At 46.7% G+C, this 16,473-nt stretch carries 21 protein-coding genes; 9 read left to right on the top strand and 12 right to left on the bottom strand.

Annotation, left to right across the window (positions count from 1 at the left end; translation table 11 throughout):
• Nucleotides 1–52 precede the first annotated feature (52 nt).
• The 3 genes from KNO90_RS06200 to KNO90_RS06190 all read right to left on the bottom strand — a co-directional run bounded on the left by KNO90_RS06200 (nt 53) and on the right by KNO90_RS06190 (nt 1,668).
• Nucleotides 53–775: an anti-sigma factor gene (locus tag KNO90_RS06200; protein WP_215113237.1), complete on the bottom strand. Its 723-nt coding sequence runs from the start codon at nt 773–775 to the stop codon at nt 53–55.
• On the bottom strand, nt 772–1,332 hold the full coding sequence (locus KNO90_RS06195; RefSeq protein ID WP_214742245.1) for an RNA polymerase sigma factor: 561 nt from the start codon (nt 1,330–1,332) through the stop codon (nt 772–774). Before KNO90_RS06195 ends, KNO90_RS06200 begins: the two co-directional genes overlap by 4 nt.
• A gap of 69 nt (nt 1,333–1,401) precedes the next feature.
• Nucleotides 1,402–1,668 (bottom strand): hypothetical protein, encoded by a 267-nt coding sequence (locus tag KNO90_RS06190; RefSeq protein ID WP_215113236.1) that lies wholly within the window; start codon nt 1,666–1,668, stop codon nt 1,402–1,404.
• Between the two features lie 62 nt (nt 1,669–1,730).
• On the opposite strand from KNO90_RS06190, the gene KNO90_RS06185 reads away from it, so the two are divergent.
• Nucleotides 1,731–2,531, top strand: coding sequence for an HAD family hydrolase (locus tag KNO90_RS06185; RefSeq protein ID WP_214742243.1), 801 nt, complete (start codon nt 1,731–1,733; stop codon nt 2,529–2,531).
• Here the strand turns inward: KNO90_RS06185 and KNO90_RS14810 are convergent.
• A complete protein-coding gene (locus KNO90_RS14810) occupies nt 2,477–2,782 on the bottom strand; it encodes an RNA polymerase sigma factor (RefSeq protein ID WP_214742242.1) in 306 nt (101 codons plus the stop codon). The two genes, KNO90_RS06185 and KNO90_RS14810, sit on opposite strands and share 55 nt — an antisense overlap.
• Nucleotides 2,783–2,936: 154 nt before the next feature.
• The gene (locus KNO90_RS06175) at nt 2,937–3,152 is read right to left on the bottom strand and encodes a zinc ribbon domain-containing protein (RefSeq protein ID WP_214742241.1); all 216 of its coding nucleotides are present in this window, start codon (nt 3,150–3,152) and stop codon (nt 2,937–2,939) included.
• A gap of 122 nt (nt 3,153–3,274) precedes the next feature.
• Between KNO90_RS06175 and KNO90_RS06170 the strand changes: the two genes are divergently transcribed.
• From KNO90_RS06170 to KNO90_RS06155, 4 genes are all read left to right on the top strand, one after another.
• Nucleotides 3,275–3,508: a WYL domain-containing protein gene (locus tag KNO90_RS06170; protein WP_214742240.1), complete on the top strand. Its 234-nt coding sequence runs from the start codon at nt 3,275–3,277 to the stop codon at nt 3,506–3,508.
• Nucleotides 3,505–3,705: a helix-hairpin-helix domain-containing protein gene (locus tag KNO90_RS06165; RefSeq protein WP_214742239.1), complete on the top strand. Its 201-nt coding sequence runs from the start codon at nt 3,505–3,507 to the stop codon at nt 3,703–3,705. The genes KNO90_RS06170 and KNO90_RS06165 overlap by 4 nt, the downstream gene beginning before the upstream one ends.
• 149 nt (nt 3,706–3,854) lie before the next feature.
• On the top strand, nt 3,855–5,312 hold the full coding sequence (locus tag KNO90_RS06160; RefSeq protein ID WP_215113235.1) for a UDP-N-acetylmuramoyl-L-alanyl-D-glutamate--2,6-diaminopimelate ligase: 1,458 nt from the start codon (nt 3,855–3,857) through the stop codon (nt 5,310–5,312).
• 96 nt (nt 5,313–5,408) lie between these two features.
• Nucleotides 5,409–5,753, top strand: a complete 345-nt coding sequence (locus KNO90_RS06155) for a YflT domain-containing protein (protein ID WP_215113234.1) — start codon at nt 5,409–5,411, stop codon at nt 5,751–5,753.
• Nucleotides 5,754–5,820: 67 nt separating this feature from the next.
• Here the strand turns inward: KNO90_RS06155 and KNO90_RS06150 are convergent, their stop codons facing one another.
• A complete protein-coding gene (locus KNO90_RS06150) occupies nt 5,821–6,813 on the bottom strand; it encodes an MDR family oxidoreductase (RefSeq protein ID WP_215113233.1) in 993 nt (330 codons plus the stop codon).
• Between the two features lie 143 nt (nt 6,814–6,956).
• Between KNO90_RS06150 and KNO90_RS06145 the strand changes: the two genes are divergently transcribed.
• Nucleotides 6,957–7,379 (top strand): hypothetical protein, encoded by a 423-nt coding sequence (locus tag KNO90_RS06145; RefSeq protein WP_012727530.1) that lies wholly within the window; start codon nt 6,957–6,959, stop codon nt 7,377–7,379.
• A gap of 18 nt (nt 7,380–7,397) precedes the next feature.
• On the opposite strand, the gene KNO90_RS06140 is transcribed toward KNO90_RS06145, so the two are convergent.
• From KNO90_RS06140 to KNO90_RS06125, 4 genes are all read right to left on the bottom strand, one after another.
• Nucleotides 7,398–7,607: a hypothetical protein gene (locus tag KNO90_RS06140; RefSeq protein ID WP_214742236.1), complete on the bottom strand. Its 210-nt coding sequence runs from the start codon at nt 7,605–7,607 to the stop codon at nt 7,398–7,400.
• An 82-nt stretch (nt 7,608–7,689) separates the two neighbouring features.
• Nucleotides 7,690–8,397 carry an SDR family NAD(P)-dependent oxidoreductase gene (locus KNO90_RS06135; protein ID WP_214742235.1) on the bottom strand — a complete coding sequence of 236 codons (708 nt, stop codon included), beginning with the start codon at nt 8,395–8,397 and terminating at the stop codon, nt 7,690–7,692.
• 11 nt (nt 8,398–8,408) lie between these two features.
• Nucleotides 8,409–8,798: a GNAT family N-acetyltransferase gene (locus KNO90_RS06130; RefSeq protein ID WP_214742234.1), complete on the bottom strand. Its 390-nt coding sequence runs from the start codon at nt 8,796–8,798 to the stop codon at nt 8,409–8,411.
• The gene (locus KNO90_RS06125) at nt 8,795–9,811 is read right to left on the bottom strand and encodes a serine hydrolase domain-containing protein (protein ID WP_215113232.1); all 1,017 of its coding nucleotides are present in this window, start codon (nt 9,809–9,811) and stop codon (nt 8,795–8,797) included. Before KNO90_RS06125 ends, KNO90_RS06130 begins: the two co-directional genes overlap by 4 nt.
• 172 nt (nt 9,812–9,983) lie before the next feature.
• On the opposite strand from KNO90_RS06125, the gene KNO90_RS06120 reads away from it, so the two are divergent.
• Nucleotides 9,984–10,883 (top strand): GGDEF domain-containing protein, encoded by a 900-nt coding sequence (locus tag KNO90_RS06120; protein WP_215113231.1) that lies wholly within the window; start codon nt 9,984–9,986, stop codon nt 10,881–10,883.
• A 20-nt stretch (nt 10,884–10,903) separates the two neighbouring features.
• Here the strand turns inward: KNO90_RS06120 and KNO90_RS06115 are convergent, their stop codons facing one another.
• Entirely contained in the window at nt 10,904–12,682 is a 1,779-nt protein-coding gene (locus KNO90_RS06115; protein ID WP_215113230.1) for a solute:sodium symporter family transporter, read from the bottom strand.
• Between the two features lie 125 nt (nt 12,683–12,807).
• On the opposite strand from KNO90_RS06115, the gene KNO90_RS06110 reads away from it, so the two are divergent.
• Entirely contained in the window at nt 12,808–13,491 is a 684-nt protein-coding gene (locus KNO90_RS06110) for a hypothetical protein (protein ID WP_215113229.1), read from the top strand.
• Nucleotides 13,492–13,546: 55 nt separating this feature from the next.
• On the opposite strand, the gene mgtE is transcribed toward KNO90_RS06110, so the two are convergent.
• Entirely contained in the window at nt 13,547–14,905 is a 1,359-nt protein-coding gene (gene mgtE, locus KNO90_RS06105; protein WP_215113228.1) for a magnesium transporter, read from the bottom strand.
• A gap of 322 nt (nt 14,906–15,227) precedes the next feature.
• On the opposite strand from mgtE, the gene arcA reads away from it, so the two are divergent.
• Nucleotides 15,228–16,457 (top strand): arginine deiminase, encoded by a 1,230-nt coding sequence (gene arcA / locus KNO90_RS06100; protein ID WP_214742420.1) that lies wholly within the window; start codon nt 15,228–15,230, stop codon nt 16,455–16,457.
• Nucleotides 16,458–16,473: the final 16 nt, after the last annotated feature.

Raw genomic sequence — 16,473 nt, 5'->3', positions numbered from 1 at the left:
CTTTAGTCCATCATAACAAAAAACCGGACAACACATGTGTCCGGTTCAGGAATTATAAACTTGCACTTAAGACCATCTCACCTTGTGGCGTCTCGTTGCCACGATTCGGTTCTTTCGTGACAGCGACGGTATCCCAGTCGACGTCGACTTCATCCGAGTCGAGCGTATAGATGACCGTCCCGTTCCCTTTGTCATCGGTGACGAAGGCGCCGGTCGGAATAGGGGCACCATCTTTTAAGAGCCATACTTGATATACCTCATTGGCATCGAGTGAGGCTAGGCCGTTCGTTTGGACAATCAGTTGTGTCGTCCCGTCCTGCTCTGCAAGATAAGCGGTTCCTTCCGATTCGCCGTCGAGTGGGATTGTTTCGGTTAACGCGATGCCAGGGGCATCAGGCTGATCGGTGAGCAAATATCCATTCCCGATCAAGGAGAGAAGGAGTGCCGCTGCTAGGGCAACCATTCCCCAAACCGGTACGTTCCGTTCCTTTTTCTGTTTGAACGGTGTCACGGGTGGCAAGGATTCAGATGATACGGTCGTTGTGACGGGTTCATTGTCTTCTTCTTCGAATACACGATCGAGGACACGGGCTTTCATGCCTCGGGGTGGTTCAGTCGGAGTAGACAAGAACGCGACGCCACCGACGAGCGCTTCAAGTTGTTCGAGCTCTTCTTGACAGTCTTTACATGTTGCCAGATGTTGTTCAAACTTCATTCGTTCTTCTTCCGTTAAATGTTGATTGAAGTAGTCAATCAATTGGTCGCATGCGTTCATTGTTCTACCTCCTTTCCGATGAATTCATGGGATAACTGTTTCCTCAGCTGCCTCAGCGCCAGTCGAATCCTTCCTTTTACCGTTCCGAGCGGGATGCCGCATGCATCAGCAATTTTTTGCTGGCTCAATCCTTGGAAATACATAAGTCGGACAACCTGTTGTTGCTCGGCCGGTAATGTCGCCATGGCCGTTTCGATTTGAGCACGTTCTTCTTGCCATTCTACTTCTGTTTCGACAGAAGGTGACTCGGAAGGGATGGCCTCGGCATAGGATTCATCTAACTGTAAATCGGGTTTACGCTTCCGGATTAAATCGATTGCCACGTGACGACTCATCGTGAAGAGCCAGGAACGAAACTTTCCTTTTGACTCATCATAGACTCCACCACCGCGCCATAGTTTGATGAACACTTCTTGCATAGCCTCTTCAGCCAAATCACGATCCTTTGTCAGCTGTAAGACAAACGCGTATAAAATTCGTTCATACCGATCATACAATATTTCGAGCGCCTCTTTGTCCTTTTGCCTGACACGCTCATATAACTCTAAGTCAGTCATAACATACTCCTTTGCGCAGAAGGGATGTCCCTTGTATTGATCTAACGTATAAAACTGAAAAATGGATGACTATTTTGTGTGACGATTTATTGAACACGTCGCGGATGGGTTGGGGAGCTTCGCATAAATGAATAGTCTTAATTTCTCTGAAAAGATATAGGTGATGACACTTAACCCAATCGCCGTCATCAGCATCAATCCGATTGCGATGAAGGGAGCGGTCATCGTCGCCCAAAAGAAGTGTGTGCGAATGCCAAAAAGAAAAGCGAATACAATGAAAAATCCTGTAATCAAGCTACTCATTTGGCAATAGACTTGAGAGATTCGTTGAATCATAAGATGCCTCCTTTGTTTCATTGTACTATAGGAGAAAGAGAAAACGGTAAGGAGACGAGATCATGAAGCGATTTACGAATGAAGGACGCATCCTCATCTGCTTTGATTTTGATGAAACCTACTTTCCTCATGCATGTACATCAGATCAATTGGCATCCGTTCGTCGGCTTGAAGACTTTTTGGAACGATATTCGCATCAATTGTCAACGATGTGGGTGACAGGTAGCACCCTCAAATCGTTGCGTGAAAAAGTTGACCGAGCAAACCTTCGCTTTTGGCCACACCGCATTGCTTCAAGTCTCGGGACGGAACTGTATCGCATTGATGGGAATGGGACGTTTTTTGTAGAAGAACCCTATCAAGCGTCATTCCCGAGTGATTTTGTATCTCGTGTAGAACGAATTTGTGCACGGTCTATCAAGATAAAAATTGAATTAGAAGAGCAACCCGGGAATGGCTCGAGTCCCTGGATTCGTAGTTACTACGCCCGTGACCGGGGTGAATCATGGAAAGAGACGCTTCGACTACTAGCCGATGAAGAAGGGATTGCCGTCAACATCAGCCAATGTAATCCGAATGCAGGTGACCCGGCGGATGCGTTTGATATCGATTTTTACCCGATCCATGCCGGGAAGGTCTCAAGTATTGAATATGTATGTGCCACTTCTTCTTTTGCACGAGAAGATACATATGCTTTTGGAGACAGCGGAAATGATGTGTTTATGTTGGCACATGTGCAGAATGGATATTTAGTCAAAAACGCAACGAATCAGGCGAAACAGATTCATCCGAAAGTGACAACAAAACCTTATGCGGAAGGTATTTTAGAAGTGCTCGAGGCTGATGTTTCTTCGTTCATCTGATGTATGATTTGTTCTAAAGAACGGATCAGGGTTACACGAACGGTTTCTGTATGAGGTTCGAATTTGAGACGTTGTTGCCAGACACGACAAAATAAATCAGTCAAAGCCGCTTCTGCAGTTGCAGGGCGGTTATTTAAATGAAGCGCATATCGATAGAGTAGATTTTCGTAGCGCGTGTATAAATGTTCTAGAGCTTGTCGATTTTTAAGACGAATTTGATCGACTAAGCGTTCATCGAGTGTAGGAAGCATATGCAACTCCTTCTTATGAAATAAGAGATCAACAGGAAACGAATAAAGAGACTTTACTCAAATAAAGTGTCCTCTCTGTTCTTTCACTTAATTTCTCTTCTTCAAACAAAAGGATGTGGGAATGAATGCTTGAATATGCATGCCTCTCAATGATTCAAAACGTGTGATAACAATTCGGACAAGTCTGCGCATCTCCCGGCGCACGTTTGAATGACGTTTTACAATTCGGGCAGGTGACCGTTTCACTTTGTTGATTGAATAAACTGCCGCGATTGAATAAAATGTTGCGAAGGTTTGGTAAGGCCAAGGCAGCGAAAATCATGGCTCCAAATAAAAAGGCTGCCAAGATGAGTAATAATACATAAGTCATCGTGTGTTCCCTCTCTCGTTTTTGATTTCCTTCATCATAATCGAAATTTGAAATAGCGAACAGCTTATTGATGGAAACGGGAACAAATGTTCTGTACAATAAAGAAAAGGAGGGAAAACAGGATGAGAGAAGAATTGTTACGGTGGATGCGTTCGGGAAGAGTCACGGAAATGGTGTATGTCGATCGACATGGGACATTTTCAGAGCGACGGGTCAAATTGATTAAAGTGCAAGGAGAGTACGTCGTAGCATGGGATTTGAATAAACAAGCGAGACGAACGTTTCGAATCGAACAAATTCTTGCCTGTCTTCCCATCAACGAACGATTTAGAAAACGGAAGGCGGAGATTGGATGATTGCCTTACCAACGCTAGCATCGCCAGCTCAAAGAGCACTAGTCGCCAAAGGAATCGAGTCTTTGCATGAATTGTGTCCCTATACACGCCATGAGGTTGCGAGCTGGCATGGAATCGGACCGAGTGCCCTTCGCGTCCTTGAGCTAGAGCTAATAAAACATCACTTAGCATTTAAGGAAGAGGAACCTAGTACGTAAATGAAACGTCTAGGTTTTTTTGTGAAGTGATTGCTTTTCTTTGAAAACGGGAAGTAATATATTTGTCATCTCAATTGCCGTTTAAATCTAGTAACATGACGATAAGGTTTATGAACCTAGCGACACCCATGAGAAAGGACGTACACAGCATGAGAACGAAACGTTTATCCGCCATTCTACAAAATGAGATGGATGACATCTTTGATCCATGGGTGACCGGAGTCGAAACGGACTCTAGAAAGGTCAGTTCAGGGAATGTCTTTATTTGCATTCGCGGCTATACGGTTGACGGTCATAAGTTTGCGGAAGATGCCGTCGCTAACGGTGCGAGTGCGGTCATCTCAGAATATCCACTCGATCTCGATGTACCAAATGTGGTTGTTGCAGATACGAAGCAGACGGCAGGAGCGGTTGCGAGTGTATTTTATGATTACCCCTCTCATCGGATGCGTATATACGGTGTGACGGGAACGAACGGGAAAACCACGACAGCGACACTAACTTATGACTTGTTACGTCTTTCAGGACGTCATGCTGGAATCGTTAGTACGATTGGCGCGCGTTTTCATAATCAAACGGTTGAAACAGCCAATACGACACCGGAAGCCGTCGTCTTACATCGTATCTTGGCAGAGATGGTCGATGCAGGCGTCACAGATTGCGTACTTGAAGTATCATCGCATGCATTAATGGAAGGTCGCGTGGCGGGAATTCATTTTCATGCGGCCGCGTTTACGAATTTGACGCATGATCATTTGGACTACCATCGTTCGATGGATGAGTACGCCCGAGCAAAAGCGCGACTGTTTGAACAGGTGGAAGTAACGAATGGTGAGGCGATTGTGTTAAATGCGGAAGATTCGGCCAGTCATGTCATGGCTGAGTTTGCGCCGACTCGTCAAGCCATTATGTATAGTACAAAAGAGGAAATCGAGGCCGACATTCAAGTCATTTGGCGTGAAGAGACGGTACTCGTCAATATGAAAGAGTTTAAGCTCGAAGTGCCTGTTCGATTTATGGGGGCATTCAACGCAGCGAACTTAGCAGCGGCAATCGGACTTGTGTCGACTTCGGATATGGCGCTACGGACCATTGTTTCAAATGTTCCAGGACTTACTTTGCCAAAGGGACGATTGGAACGTTTAGCTACAGAGGATGCTGAGATTTATATCGACTACGCGCATACACCAGACGGGCTAGAGAAATGTTTGTCCACATTGCAACAAGACGACCGTGCACTTGTCGTCGTGTTAAGTGCGGCAGGAGACCGTGATCCCACGAAACGTCAAGACATGGGTCGGATCGCAAGCCGTTATTCAAACGAAGTGATTGTCACCGTTCATGATGTCCGCATGGAAGACCCGAAACAAATCATTCGTGATTTAGTAAAAGGTATCCAACCGGATGTGAAGTATGTGACGTTTGAAGCAAGAGAAGATGCGCTCCGCCATGCTGCAAAACAAGCGTTAGCGGGGAAGCGTGTCGTGGTCGTCGGGAAAGGACATGACCACATCGAACGAATCGGTCGACAGTCGATTCCATTTAATGAATCGAACATTTTATTGGAAGAATTGAAAAAACGAAAAGGGCAGGAGCCTGCCGTTTAACAAAACGATGACGTTTGTCATCGTTTTTTAATGTGTGGAAATAAGCTAGGAAGGTAATAACTAGTAATGTAGTAGAATTGAAGGAGGAGAATAGACATGTCAGTTTTGTACAAAGAATTTACAAATGATGAAGAAGTCGTTACCGCCGTTCAATCGATGAAAACAAATGGGATTGATGAGTCCAACATCTACGTCATCACACATGACGATGACCGGAGCAAACGTGTCGCGGATAATGCCGATGCGAACACCGTTTCAGCAAGTGACGTCGGCTTGGGGACAGCCGCCAAAAACGTGTTCCGTAAAAAAGGGGACGAATTACGAGCCGATTTTCAGGAGCTCGGCTTCACAAAAGAGGAGGCAGAGCGCCTCGAAGAAAAGTTAGATCAAGGCAAAGTGCTCGTCGTCGTAAAAGATGCACCGGGCGGATTTACGATCTGATTCCACACCATGGAGAATAGAGAGAAAAGAGGCTGAATCGTGAGCGATTCAGCCTCTTTTGATGGGCTTAGCGAAGGCGGACGACGGTGCGACCACTCAATTCGCCACGCATCATTGCTTCGGCGTGACGTGGGACGTCGTGTAGCGGAATCTCATGAATCATTTCATTGAGAACTTTCGTGTCGATGAGTTCTTCGAGACGTTCCCATGCGTTCGTACGGCGCGTCATCGGTTGCATGACCGAATCGATTCCGATGAGCTTCACGCCACGTAAGATGAACGGATAGACGCTCGTTGGCAACTCGGCGCCTCCGACGAGACCGCATGCGGCGACAGCGCCTTCGTATCGTGTCTGACTCAAAATGTTGGCGAGTGTATTCCCACCGACCGAATCAATTGCGGCATCGAAGCGTTGCTTGGCGAGGGGACGAACAGGTCCTTCTAATTCGCTCCGATCGATGATCGTCTCGACACCGAGTGAGCGTAAGTATGGTGAATCTGTTTTACCGGTCGAGGCGACGACATGGTAGCCAAGACGACGAAGCAAGGTAATGGCGAAGCTCCCGACACCTCCGGTCGCCCCCGTGACGAGTACTTCTTCACCCGGACGTACGCCTGCATGTTCGAGTGCATCAATCGATAACATGGCTGTAAGTCCTGGTGTCCCGATGGCGATGGCATCCCGCATGCTCATTCCTTTTGGTAACTTCACGAGCCAATTCCCAGGCACTTGTGCATACTGGCTAAATCCTCCGAAGTGCCGTTCCCCGATCCCGAAACCAGTGGCGATCACTTCGTCCCCAACTTTGATGTCAAGGTGGTCAGATTCGACGACAGTTCCGACAAATTCGCATCCTGGAATGAATGGATAATGGCTCACGATTTTGCCCGATGTGGTTAATCCGAGCGCGTCTTTATAATTCAACGCGGAGTAGTGAACTTCCACTAACACATTTCCGTCCTCTTCTTTCGGAAGGACGTCGGATTTTACTTCTTTAACTTCGGCATGAAGGTGATCCTCGTGCTGGTCGAGCACGAGTGCTTGGAATGATTCATTCATCTGCTTAACCTCTTTTCCTATGGATGTCCTCACTCTAACACTCTTTCCCTCGCGAAATGAAATATATGCACGAAACTTTAGGGGGAATTGGGTAGAGAGTGGTACAATAAAGGGGATTCAAATTGCGTAAGGAGGAATGTAGTATGCGGCACGATGACTATGAGTTTGATGATGTAGAAGTAGAAGAAGGCGAATTGTTCAACGTATACGATATTCTCCCACCAGACGGGACAATCCTGGAGATGGCGACAGCTGAGGAAATGGTTCGAGCGGCCGAATTAGAAGCGAAGCATCATGCGCTTCAACGGCTCCAAGATTCAAACTTTCAGTTAACAGGTGTGTCGTTCAAAGAACTTCTGACAGAATTTGAGCAGTATGAGCAAGAATCAATGGAGTTCTGGACAGGTGTCTATAACCGGTTACGCATTCCTTGGGCGTGGACGATTCGAATCGATGTGGCCAATGGCCCGATTCACGTCGTGAACGATCGTGATATCTTTATCGACGAAGACGACTTCGAAGAATACGATGTTGATGATTTATTAGAGGAATACGAAGAAGATTGAATCAAAAACGTCTTTCCCTCATTCAGATGGGAAAGACGTTTTTTTATCGTGGAGCAAGTCGTGACGGACTTTGTTTAGTTCGGTTGCTCCAAATAACAACCCGACGCTACATAAAATCGAGACTCCGCTCACCATCGCCCCGACGACGGCGGTATCTCCAATCATTGTGAACGACATGGTGAGGCTGAACAGTCCAAATAACAGTAATCCTCCAGCGATTGTTTTCATAGGATTCACCCTTTCACGTATCTATGCATGTAGTGTAGACGGTTTAACGAGGGAAGGGTGATTCTTTTTTTGACCTGGTAAATTATTTGATTAAGTCATAAATCGAATACGTCTTGCCATTTTCCAACGGACGGTCGATCAACTGTTCAGCAAATACACGAGCAACCGTCTCAGGAGAGCGTAGTCGTCCTTCTGTCTCGTATGAACGGAATTGTTCAAGGTCAGCAAACGCCTCTTCCGAAGAAGAACGAATCTCTGCCTGCATCGACGTATCCATCACGCCTGGATTGAATAGAGCCGCACGATGTGAGGTTCCTTCTAGCTCTAGTGCAAGCGTCTCTGTGAAATGATCGAGTCCTGCTTTCGTGCCACAATATGCGCTCCAACCTGAGATTGGACGCTTAGCAGCACCAGAGGTCACATGAATCAACTCAGTCGGCTTATCGAAAGCGAGGACCGCATTCGCCAGTAGCATCGGCGCAAGCAAGTTAGCGTGGACATGAGCGGTCACTTTCTCGCCATCTAATTGTCCGACACGATGAATCGGTTCAATCCATGCTGCGTTTTGGACGAGTAGTATGGATTCAGCTTTCTCTAAAAACGGTGCAATCTCCCGGATGACCGCATTGATTCCGGATACGTTAGACAGGTCGACTGATAGCTGTTGATACGTAACGTCTTCTGCCTGTGATCGAGAGAGACCGACCACTTCGCAGTTCCGAGTTTGGAGTTCCTGTGCGATGGCGCGGCCAAGACCACGTGAAGCGCCGGTAATGAGAGCGAGTTTCATCTATATTCCTCCTATTCGTGAATCGTTTTCCGAAACCCATAAAACGGACGGAATCGTAGTTTTTCGTAATATGTGTGCGAAGTTTGACTCGCTAACAGTTCGATTCGCGTTGTTGGGTATCGTTCATGAATATGTTGAAGTAGCTGTTCACCGAGCCCACGTTTTTGATAGGCGGGAGCGACCAACAGTTCACAGACATACAAACTGACTGTCGTATCGGTCAATCCCCTTAAGTAAGCGACAATCTCATCATCTTCAGACTCCATCACATAGGTGACGTTGGATTGACGCCATGCCTCACGTGTCAAGGCATCCCGTTCCACCAATTGGCTCCAACCTTCATCGTGATTGAGTTGTTGAATCGAGTCAAAGTCTGATTCTTTATAGGCACGAATGTTCATACAAGTGGTTCTCCAATCTGTGTTTCAATTTGTTTCATGACATCAAACGCCCCATCTGATTGATTTGAACAAATGACCGAGATGACCTCGTTTTCTGGATAGTACCCCGAATGAAAACTGACGCCCGGGTCATATCCCATCACATGATATTTATAGACGTCTCCCGATGCGTGATGTTGAATCCAAAGTCCGTATCCATAACTCCCGCCGCGGTCATTGACCGTCACATGTGGTGTGAGAAGGAGGGAGGTGGATGCGGCGTTCAGTAGCTGATGTGAAAACAATGCTTTCCAAAAACGACTCATATCTTGAGCGGTCACATAAGCTCCGCCATCTGCCCCACCTTTAATTGGAATCGCATATTGATTCGTACGCCACGTGCCGTCCGAGTTGTCGATATAACCGAGCGCTGTTTTAGCAGGCAAGGCATCGAGTGAGAAATATCCAGAATCGGTCATACCAGCAGGCTGAAAAATCGATTGTTCGACATAGTCGGTGAAGGACTGTCCGGTCACTTCTTCCACGATCAACCCTAACAAAATATACCCCGCATTGTTGTAGGAGAATCGAGAACCTGGTTCGCCCTTCATGGTTTTTTGTTGAAACAGTGGTAGAAAATCACGTAACTGTTGGAAACGATACATCGGGATATCACGCCATAGCGCTTCGAAGTCATCAGAGACGGACTCATCAAAATAGTCAGGGATTCCCGACGTGTGCGTCAACAGTTGATGCACGGTGACGTTTGGTGACAGATGAGGTAAGTCGAATGTTTGAAACGAGTCGAGCAAGGTGGAGAAGGATAGTTTCCCTTGCTCGACTAACTGAGAAATCGCGATTGCTGTAAACAGCTTGCAGCCGGAAGCGATTCCGAACCGTGTTGTCACGTCATGTTGAATCTGTTCTGAGCGATTCGCATAACCGTATGACTGGTGGATTGATTCGTTTCGATTCGTGACCAAATAGACCCCCGAAAATGTCTCGTCAATCGGTGGGTGTGTGAACTGTGACATGAGAAACCTCCATCTATTGAGTGATTCATTAAGTCGACTATATCATGTACGTCACAACCTCTCTAAAATTTACTCAATTTTCAAAAAAACATTTACCAAATAACAGGAATTGAGACAGGTGTCTGACCTCGAACGTGGTACGATATGGTCGAACAGAGAGGAAGTGGATTCAATGACGTTATTCTTCTGGGGAATACTCGTTGGATTTTTGATCGCCTTGTGGCTATACAAACGTCCACAGCCACATGCACAGTCTCTTTCGTTTATGCATTTCGGGAATCAAACGAAAGATGTCATTTACATTTTTGAAACGAAACCGACCTGGCGTTTCCGATACATCAGTCCTTCTTTAGATTTATATCTTGGAGAAGGAACGGTGATGCGAAGTTATTCAGATGCACAAGAGTGCTTTCGCAGAATCCACCCGGACGATCGGCGACTATTACTCGATAAAGTGGCGGGACGCGTCAACTACGAAGAAGCGATTCTTCAGCGATGGCGCACGAATGACGGCGCTTATGTATGGTTCGAGGAATATACGACCCCAATCTATGAGAATGGTGAAATCGTAGCGGTTCAAGGTGTGATTCGGAACATCGAAGCAGCCATGACCGAGCGTGAACGTCTCATGTATGAAAGTCGCCACGATAGCTTGACCGGTGTCTTCAATCGTCGGGCGTTTGAAGAAACGATTGCTCAAGCCGAAAATGCGTGTAACGTCGGAATCGTCGTGCTCGATGTGAACGATTTAAAAGTCGTGAATGACGAAGAAGGGCATTCAGCTGGTGACTGTTTATTGAAACGAGTCGGTACAATCCTTCAAGACATCGAATCATCCGTCTATCGTTTAGGAGGAGATGAGTTCGTCTTATTTCTAGAAATGATGCCTAAAGACGCATGTGAACGAATGGTTCGTCAAATTGAAGCGACTTGTCAACAAGAAGGGATTTCCGTTGCCATCGGGTTGGCATGGGCATCTTATCCGGAAACGATTGAGGCGCTTTGGCAACGTGCGGACGATGCCATGTATGAACGAAAGCGACAACAAAAAGTAGACCTCCTTGACGCGTAAGTTCAAGGAGGTCTATTTGTTTAGCTGCTTACTTCTTCTACGTCAGACGAGTCTTCACCTAAATTGTTTAGATAGCGTTCATAACGAGAAATGCCATAGCGGTATGATGCCCACATGAGGACGGACGTGACGACGACAAGTCCCATTGTCACTGGAACGAACCATTCGGAAACGATGCCGTTCGCATAAGCGAGTCCGATTGGTGAGAAGACAAGGTAAACGAAAATCATCGAAGCGACGAGCAAAATCGATGTCGAAAGGGCATGCCGCCACGGTTTGACGCGTCCGAGTTCGATTTGGATCGGATTTGTTTGCAGCATCGGTCGTACACGCGCAAATACGAGCATGATTCCCGTTTCGATGACGAAGAGGATTCCGTAAATATGGATAAAGTTGATGCCGATTTCGACGCCGAACCATTGTTTCGTTCCCCACACGAGGAAATAGTAGGCGATGACGTGGAAAAAGACGACGGTCTTCGCGGCGATCGGTGGCACACGTTTGACGAGCATCCCGATTAAAACGATGACGAGAATCGGGATGTTGAAGAAACCGGTGAAGCGACGGATCAAATCCCACAAGCCATCTGGTGCATACATGAGATTCGGGGCGACAAAGAACGAGACGAGCGCCACGAACGTCCCGAACCATTTACTGACACGGATCAACTCTTGGTCAGAAGCATTCGGCTTGAACTTCGGTTTATAAATATCGAGGACGAAGAGCGTCGCGATACTATTCAAAAGCGAGTTGAACGAGCTGAATACGGCACCGAGCAAGACGGCGAGGAAAAAGCCCATGAGCCACATCGGTAACAGTTCGGCAATTAGACTCGGATAAGCGAGGTCTGCCTTCTCCACGTTTGACCCATACAAATGGAATGCAATGACGCCAGGTAACAACATAAAGATTGGGACGAGTAACTTCAAGTAGCCGGTAAAGAGAACGCCTTTTTGACCTTCTGCTAAATTTTTTGCACCGAGGGCACGCTGGATTACGTATTGATTCAGTGCCCAATAGAATAAGTTCGCAAAAATCATTCCGGTAAAAATAGATAGGAACGGGACCGAGTCATTGGTGGAGCCGATTGCGTTCAACTTTTCGGGATTCGTCGTCGCAATCGTCTTCATCCCGTCCAACAGATTCCCGTCCCCTAGTGCGAGGAAACCGAGCGTCGGAACGAGGAAGCCGATGATGATGAGACCAATCCCGTTTAGCGTGTCGGAAACGGCGACCGCGCGAAGTCCACCGAAGATGGCATAAATCGCCCCGATGATGCCAATGAACCAAACGACGAGCCAAAGGGACTGCTCAAAGCTGATGCCGAGAAGGGCCGGCACGTCGAACAGTTGTAGGACGGCTAATCCACCTGAGTACAGCATAGATGGAATCGTGACGCACATGTAGCCTAGTAAAAACAACAGGACGGTCAATCGACGAACGTCTTCGTCAAAGCGCTGACTTAAAAATTCAGGAATGGTCGAAATTCCGATGCCAAGAAAACGTGGCAACAAAAAGAGTGCCATGATGATGGCAGCTATCCCGGCCGTCACTTCCCAAGCCATGGCCGACATGTTGCCGGCGAACGATTGGCCATTTAAACCAATCAATTGTTCCGCTGACAAGTTGGTCAACAGGAGCGATCCCGCGATGAAGACGCCTGTTAGACCGCGACCGGCCAAGAAATAATCATCGGCACTTTCGACTTTTCCTCGCGTCATGCGATATGAGACGTAGGCGACGAGCGCCATGAACAAAGCACCAGTCACGAGTATGTACAGTACTTGTTGAAATGTCATGAAATCCCCTCATTCCTTACTTATGTTTTATATGTATTTGTAGGAAATACCCTAAATCATAAGAAGGTAGTCCTATTGTTTTGGTCGAATCATGCAGAAACCATGAACTTGGGGGCGGTTGCATCATGGTCGTACTTGAAAAAATCGATGAGGGTGAATGGATCGATGGGAGGGACCTCGTGAAGAAGTGGATGATTGGAGTGCTATCTATTGTGGTGGTAGCAGGTTATATCATGTTTAGTGAAATGCTGAAAGAAGAAAATACGAGTGATTTGGCTGTGACCGAAAGCTTCCGACATATAGACGATTTAGCTACACGCTCACCGATTGTCATTGTTGGCAAAGTGAGCAGTGTTCCAAAACCTTTTACACATCAATCGGTCACTTTCTTTGAATCATACATTCAAGTGGAGCGTGTCTATCGAGACGTGAGTCATGAACTGCAGCAAACCGCTACAATTACTCTCTTACAAAATGATATGGAAGAAGACCCGCTCGTCAAACGAGGCGAGACCGTTTTGCTGTATTTACAAAGATATGAAGGACCCGTGATGGAGAATGCATATCGGATTGTCGGTCTACAACAAGGACATTTCAAAGTGAATCGGACGGGGACTCTAACTTCGGTAGGAGAATCCAATCTTTATCAAAAAAGCGGGCTCAGTGCGAACTTGAGTAAACTAGAGACATTATTGAAAGACCATCCTTATGTGGAAGAAAAAAACGATGTAATGACGGATGAGGAAATCGAGGCTTTCAATGAAAATGAAAAGCGTTTGTTAGAGGAATCTCAACAACATAACGAGTAAAAGCGGCGCTGACAAAATCAGCACCGCTTTTTATAATCGAATTTTCTTTCGAATGTCATAGAAACTGAAGCATGGACGTCGCAACCGTGAAATAGATGATGAGCCCTAGATTGTCCATCAATGTCGTGATGAACGGTCCGGAAGCGACAGCCGGGTCTAACTTCAGGCGATTGATGAGAAGCGGGACAATCGTGCCAATCATTGTGGCGACACTGAGTGCGGCAAAGATGGAAACTCCGACAATGAAACCGATCAGCATATTGTCATACAGCAGCGTGATCACGCCGAAGATGACAATCATACAAGCGATTCCTAAAATAATACCCGTCCCGAGTTCGCGTCGAATCATCTTCATGACGTTCTTTCGATTGATGGTCCCGAGTGCAATCGAGCGGACGGCGACGACGAGTGATTGCGTGGCTGCGTTCCCGGCAGAGCCCATGACAAGTGGCATGAAGACGGCGAGAAGCACAATCGTTTCAAGCGTGTCTTCGAAACCACCAATCGTCGAGGCCGTAATCATGCCGAGAAACATGAGGCTGACAATCCAAGGGGCACGTTTTTTCGCCGCCTCGAGCGGGCTCATGTTGATATCGGACGACCCCTTCGTCGCGGAGAGTTCTTCAAAGTCTTCCGTCGTCTCGCGCTCGATGACGTCTAATACATCATCGACCGTGATGATACCGAGTAGCTTTTGCTGATCATCGATAACGGGAAGGGCCAATAAATCATACTTTTGGACAATCCGAGCCAAGTCTTCTTGGTCGGTCATGACGTTTGCCGAGATGACGCGGAACCCCATGATGTCTTCAATTTTCGCCTCGAGCGGTGCGACAATCAAATCACGTAAGGAAACGACCCCAACAAGTTGATGCGCTTGGTCGACCACATATAGGTAATAAATCGTTTCGGCATCTGGTCCGAGTTCACGCAACTCTTCAAGGGTCAACCCGACCGTCTTATCAGCTTGAAGGACGACGAACTCGGTCGTCATGAGCGATCCGGCCGTTTCTTCCGGATACTGCATCAAGTCTTTGACTTCTTGTTCCTCGATATCATCCATCTGCTCAAATAACGTGTCCATGAACGCATCGGGTAGTTCCCGCATCAGGTCGGCCGCGTTATCCGAATACATTTCATTCAAGATTCGGACGGCATACGACTGAGGTGTTTCTTGGATAAATGTACATTGCTCCTCTAACGTCAACTTTTCAAATAGATCGGTGAATACCTCAGGGGAGATGGTTCGATACACGAACGACCGCTCATGTTGAGTCAGTTCGATAAAATGATCGGCCTGCTCACCCGGGTGAAGGGAGAGGAATAGATCTTGAAAATCAATCGGGTCTCCTTTTTGAATCAATGTGCGAAGTGCTGCTTCGTGTTCGTTGTATTCCGTTTCTTCAATTTTCATATCCTCACATCCTGATCTCTCGCGTTTTCAATTTATTTTACGGTGAATAAAAAAAGTTTTCCGCTTTTTTTACGGAGATGTTATACATCATCCATACATCTCATTTCCCCTTGTCATGGCGCCGATTTTTAGAGCCTTGTTTGTTCATTCACAAAGGTGAACGTTTATACATAGCTATGTGGAATCGACAACAGGTGAAGTGCCGGATTAGACATTCGCAAATTTGGTAAAGTGATAAGGTAAGGGTAGTCACACACCCGAATCACAAGGAGGAAGCGAGATGATCTCAATGACGAATCAACCGATTTCACAAGATACGACGCTGAAACATCCGATTCATGTGTATTCAGAAATTGGAGAATTAAAAACAGTATTACTGAAACGACCGGGCAGGGAATTAGAGAATCTTACCCCGGAATATTTAGAGCGCCTCTTGTTCGATGATATTCCCCATTTGCCGGTCATTCAAAAAGAACACGATTATTTTGCGAGTGCGCTTCAAAATCGTGGTGTGGAAGTCCTTTACCTCGAAAAACTAATGGCCGAAACGTTATCACTCCCCGGTGTGCGCGAAAAGTTTGTCGCGGATATCTTATCGGAGTCTAAATCAAATATCAACGGCTCTTACGAAACATTAAAAGAGTATTTACTCGATTTTGATAACGAAATGTTGATTGAGACGGTGATGGCCGGTATCCGAAAATCGGAAATCAAGCCGGAGAAACGTCGCCATTTACATGAAATGATTGAAGATACGTACCCCTTCTTTTTAGATCCAATGCCAAACCTCTACTTTACACGAGACCCAGCCGCTGCAATCGGTCACGGACTCTCCATCAACCGAATGAAAGAACCGGCACGTCGCCGTGAATCACTCTTCACGCAATATATTATGCGCTATCACCCACGCTTTGCGAAACATGATGTTCCCATTTGGTCGGACCGCGACTATCGGTTTGCGATGGAAGGGGGAGACGAACTCGTCTTGTCAAAAGAAGTCGTCGCCATCGGCATCTCAGAACGAACGACCGCACAAGGCATCGAGCGTGTCGCCCTCAACCTACTCAAACATGGAGACAGCTTTAAAAAAGTCATCGCCATCGAAATTCCGAAATCACGCGCCTTCATGCACCTCGATACCGTCTTCACGATGGTCGATTATGATAAATTCACCATCCATCCATTCATTCAAGGACCGGAAGGAAAAATGAACATTTTCGAGCTCACATTAAACGCGGAAGGCGAACTTCAAATTACCCAACATACCGATTTGTTGAAAGTATTAAAAGATGTCCTTGGGTTACAGGAAGCCACGTTGATTCCTTGTGGTGGTGGTGATCCAATCGCAGCGGCTCGCGAACAATGGAATGATGGATCAAACACGCTCGCCATTGCCCCAGGTGTCGTGGTCACGTATGACCGAAACTACGTCTCGAATGAGTTGCTTCGCAAAGAAGGCGTCGAAGTGATTGAAATCATGTCGAGTGAACTATCACGCGGACGTGGGGGTCCACGTTGCATGAGCTGTCCGATTATCCGTCAAGACATCTAAATGTGATAAGGAGGAA

It is taken from the genome of Exiguobacterium sp. s63, from assembly GCF_018617335.1.
Classification (GTDB): Bacteria; Bacillota; Bacilli; order Exiguobacteriales; family Exiguobacteriaceae; genus Exiguobacterium.
This window is presented reverse-complemented; position numbering and strand designations above follow the sequence as displayed.

What these genes read in the sequence shown, in the direction of transcription:
- KNO90_RS06200 (WP_215113237.1), bottom strand. Translation starts at nt 775, where the DNA reads ATGAACGCATGCGACCAATTGATTGACTACTTCAATCAACATTTAACG.
- KNO90_RS06195 (WP_214742245.1), bottom strand. Translation starts at nt 1,332, where the DNA reads ATGACTGACTTAGAGTTATATGAGCGTGTCAGGCAAAAGGACAAAGAG.
- KNO90_RS06190 (WP_215113236.1), bottom strand. Translation starts at nt 1,668, where the DNA reads ATGATTCAACGAATCTCTCAAGTCTATTGCCAAATGAGTAGCTTGATT.
- KNO90_RS06185 (WP_214742243.1), top strand. Translation starts at nt 1,731, where the DNA reads ATGAAGCGATTTACGAATGAAGGACGCATCCTCATCTGCTTTGATTTT.
- KNO90_RS14810 (WP_214742242.1), bottom strand. Translation starts at nt 2,782, where the DNA reads ATGCTTCCTACACTCGATGAACGCTTAGTCGATCAAATTCGTCTTAAA.
- KNO90_RS06175 (WP_214742241.1), bottom strand. Translation starts at nt 3,152, where the DNA reads ATGACTTATGTATTATTACTCATCTTGGCAGCCTTTTTATTTGGAGCC.
- KNO90_RS06170 (WP_214742240.1), top strand. Translation starts at nt 3,275, where the DNA reads ATGAGAGAAGAATTGTTACGGTGGATGCGTTCGGGAAGAGTCACGGAA.
- KNO90_RS06165 (WP_214742239.1), top strand. Translation starts at nt 3,505, where the DNA reads ATGATTGCCTTACCAACGCTAGCATCGCCAGCTCAAAGAGCACTAGTC.
- KNO90_RS06160 (WP_215113235.1), top strand. Translation starts at nt 3,855, where the DNA reads ATGAGAACGAAACGTTTATCCGCCATTCTACAAAATGAGATGGATGAC.
- KNO90_RS06155 (WP_215113234.1), top strand. Translation starts at nt 5,409, where the DNA reads ATGTCAGTTTTGTACAAAGAATTTACAAATGATGAAGAAGTCGTTACC.
- KNO90_RS06150 (WP_215113233.1), bottom strand. Translation starts at nt 6,813, where the DNA reads ATGAATGAATCATTCCAAGCACTCGTGCTCGACCAGCACGAGGATCAC.
- KNO90_RS06145 (WP_012727530.1), top strand. Translation starts at nt 6,957, where the DNA reads ATGCGGCACGATGACTATGAGTTTGATGATGTAGAAGTAGAAGAAGGC.
- KNO90_RS06140 (WP_214742236.1), bottom strand. Translation starts at nt 7,607, where the DNA reads ATGAAAACAATCGCTGGAGGATTACTGTTATTTGGACTGTTCAGCCTC.
- KNO90_RS06135 (WP_214742235.1), bottom strand. Translation starts at nt 8,397, where the DNA reads ATGAAACTCGCTCTCATTACCGGCGCTTCACGTGGTCTTGGCCGCGCC.
- KNO90_RS06130 (WP_214742234.1), bottom strand. Translation starts at nt 8,798, where the DNA reads ATGAACATTCGTGCCTATAAAGAATCAGACTTTGACTCGATTCAACAA.
- KNO90_RS06125 (WP_215113232.1), bottom strand. Translation starts at nt 9,811, where the DNA reads ATGTCACAGTTCACACACCCACCGATTGACGAGACATTTTCGGGGGTC.
- KNO90_RS06120 (WP_215113231.1), top strand. Translation starts at nt 9,984, where the DNA reads ATGACGTTATTCTTCTGGGGAATACTCGTTGGATTTTTGATCGCCTTG.
- KNO90_RS06115 (WP_215113230.1), bottom strand. Translation starts at nt 12,682, where the DNA reads ATGACATTTCAACAAGTACTGTACATACTCGTGACTGGTGCTTTGTTC.
- KNO90_RS06110 (WP_215113229.1), top strand. Translation starts at nt 12,808, where the DNA reads ATGGTCGTACTTGAAAAAATCGATGAGGGTGAATGGATCGATGGGAGG.
- mgtE (WP_215113228.1), bottom strand. Translation starts at nt 14,905, where the DNA reads ATGAAAATTGAAGAAACGGAATACAACGAACACGAAGCAGCACTTCGC.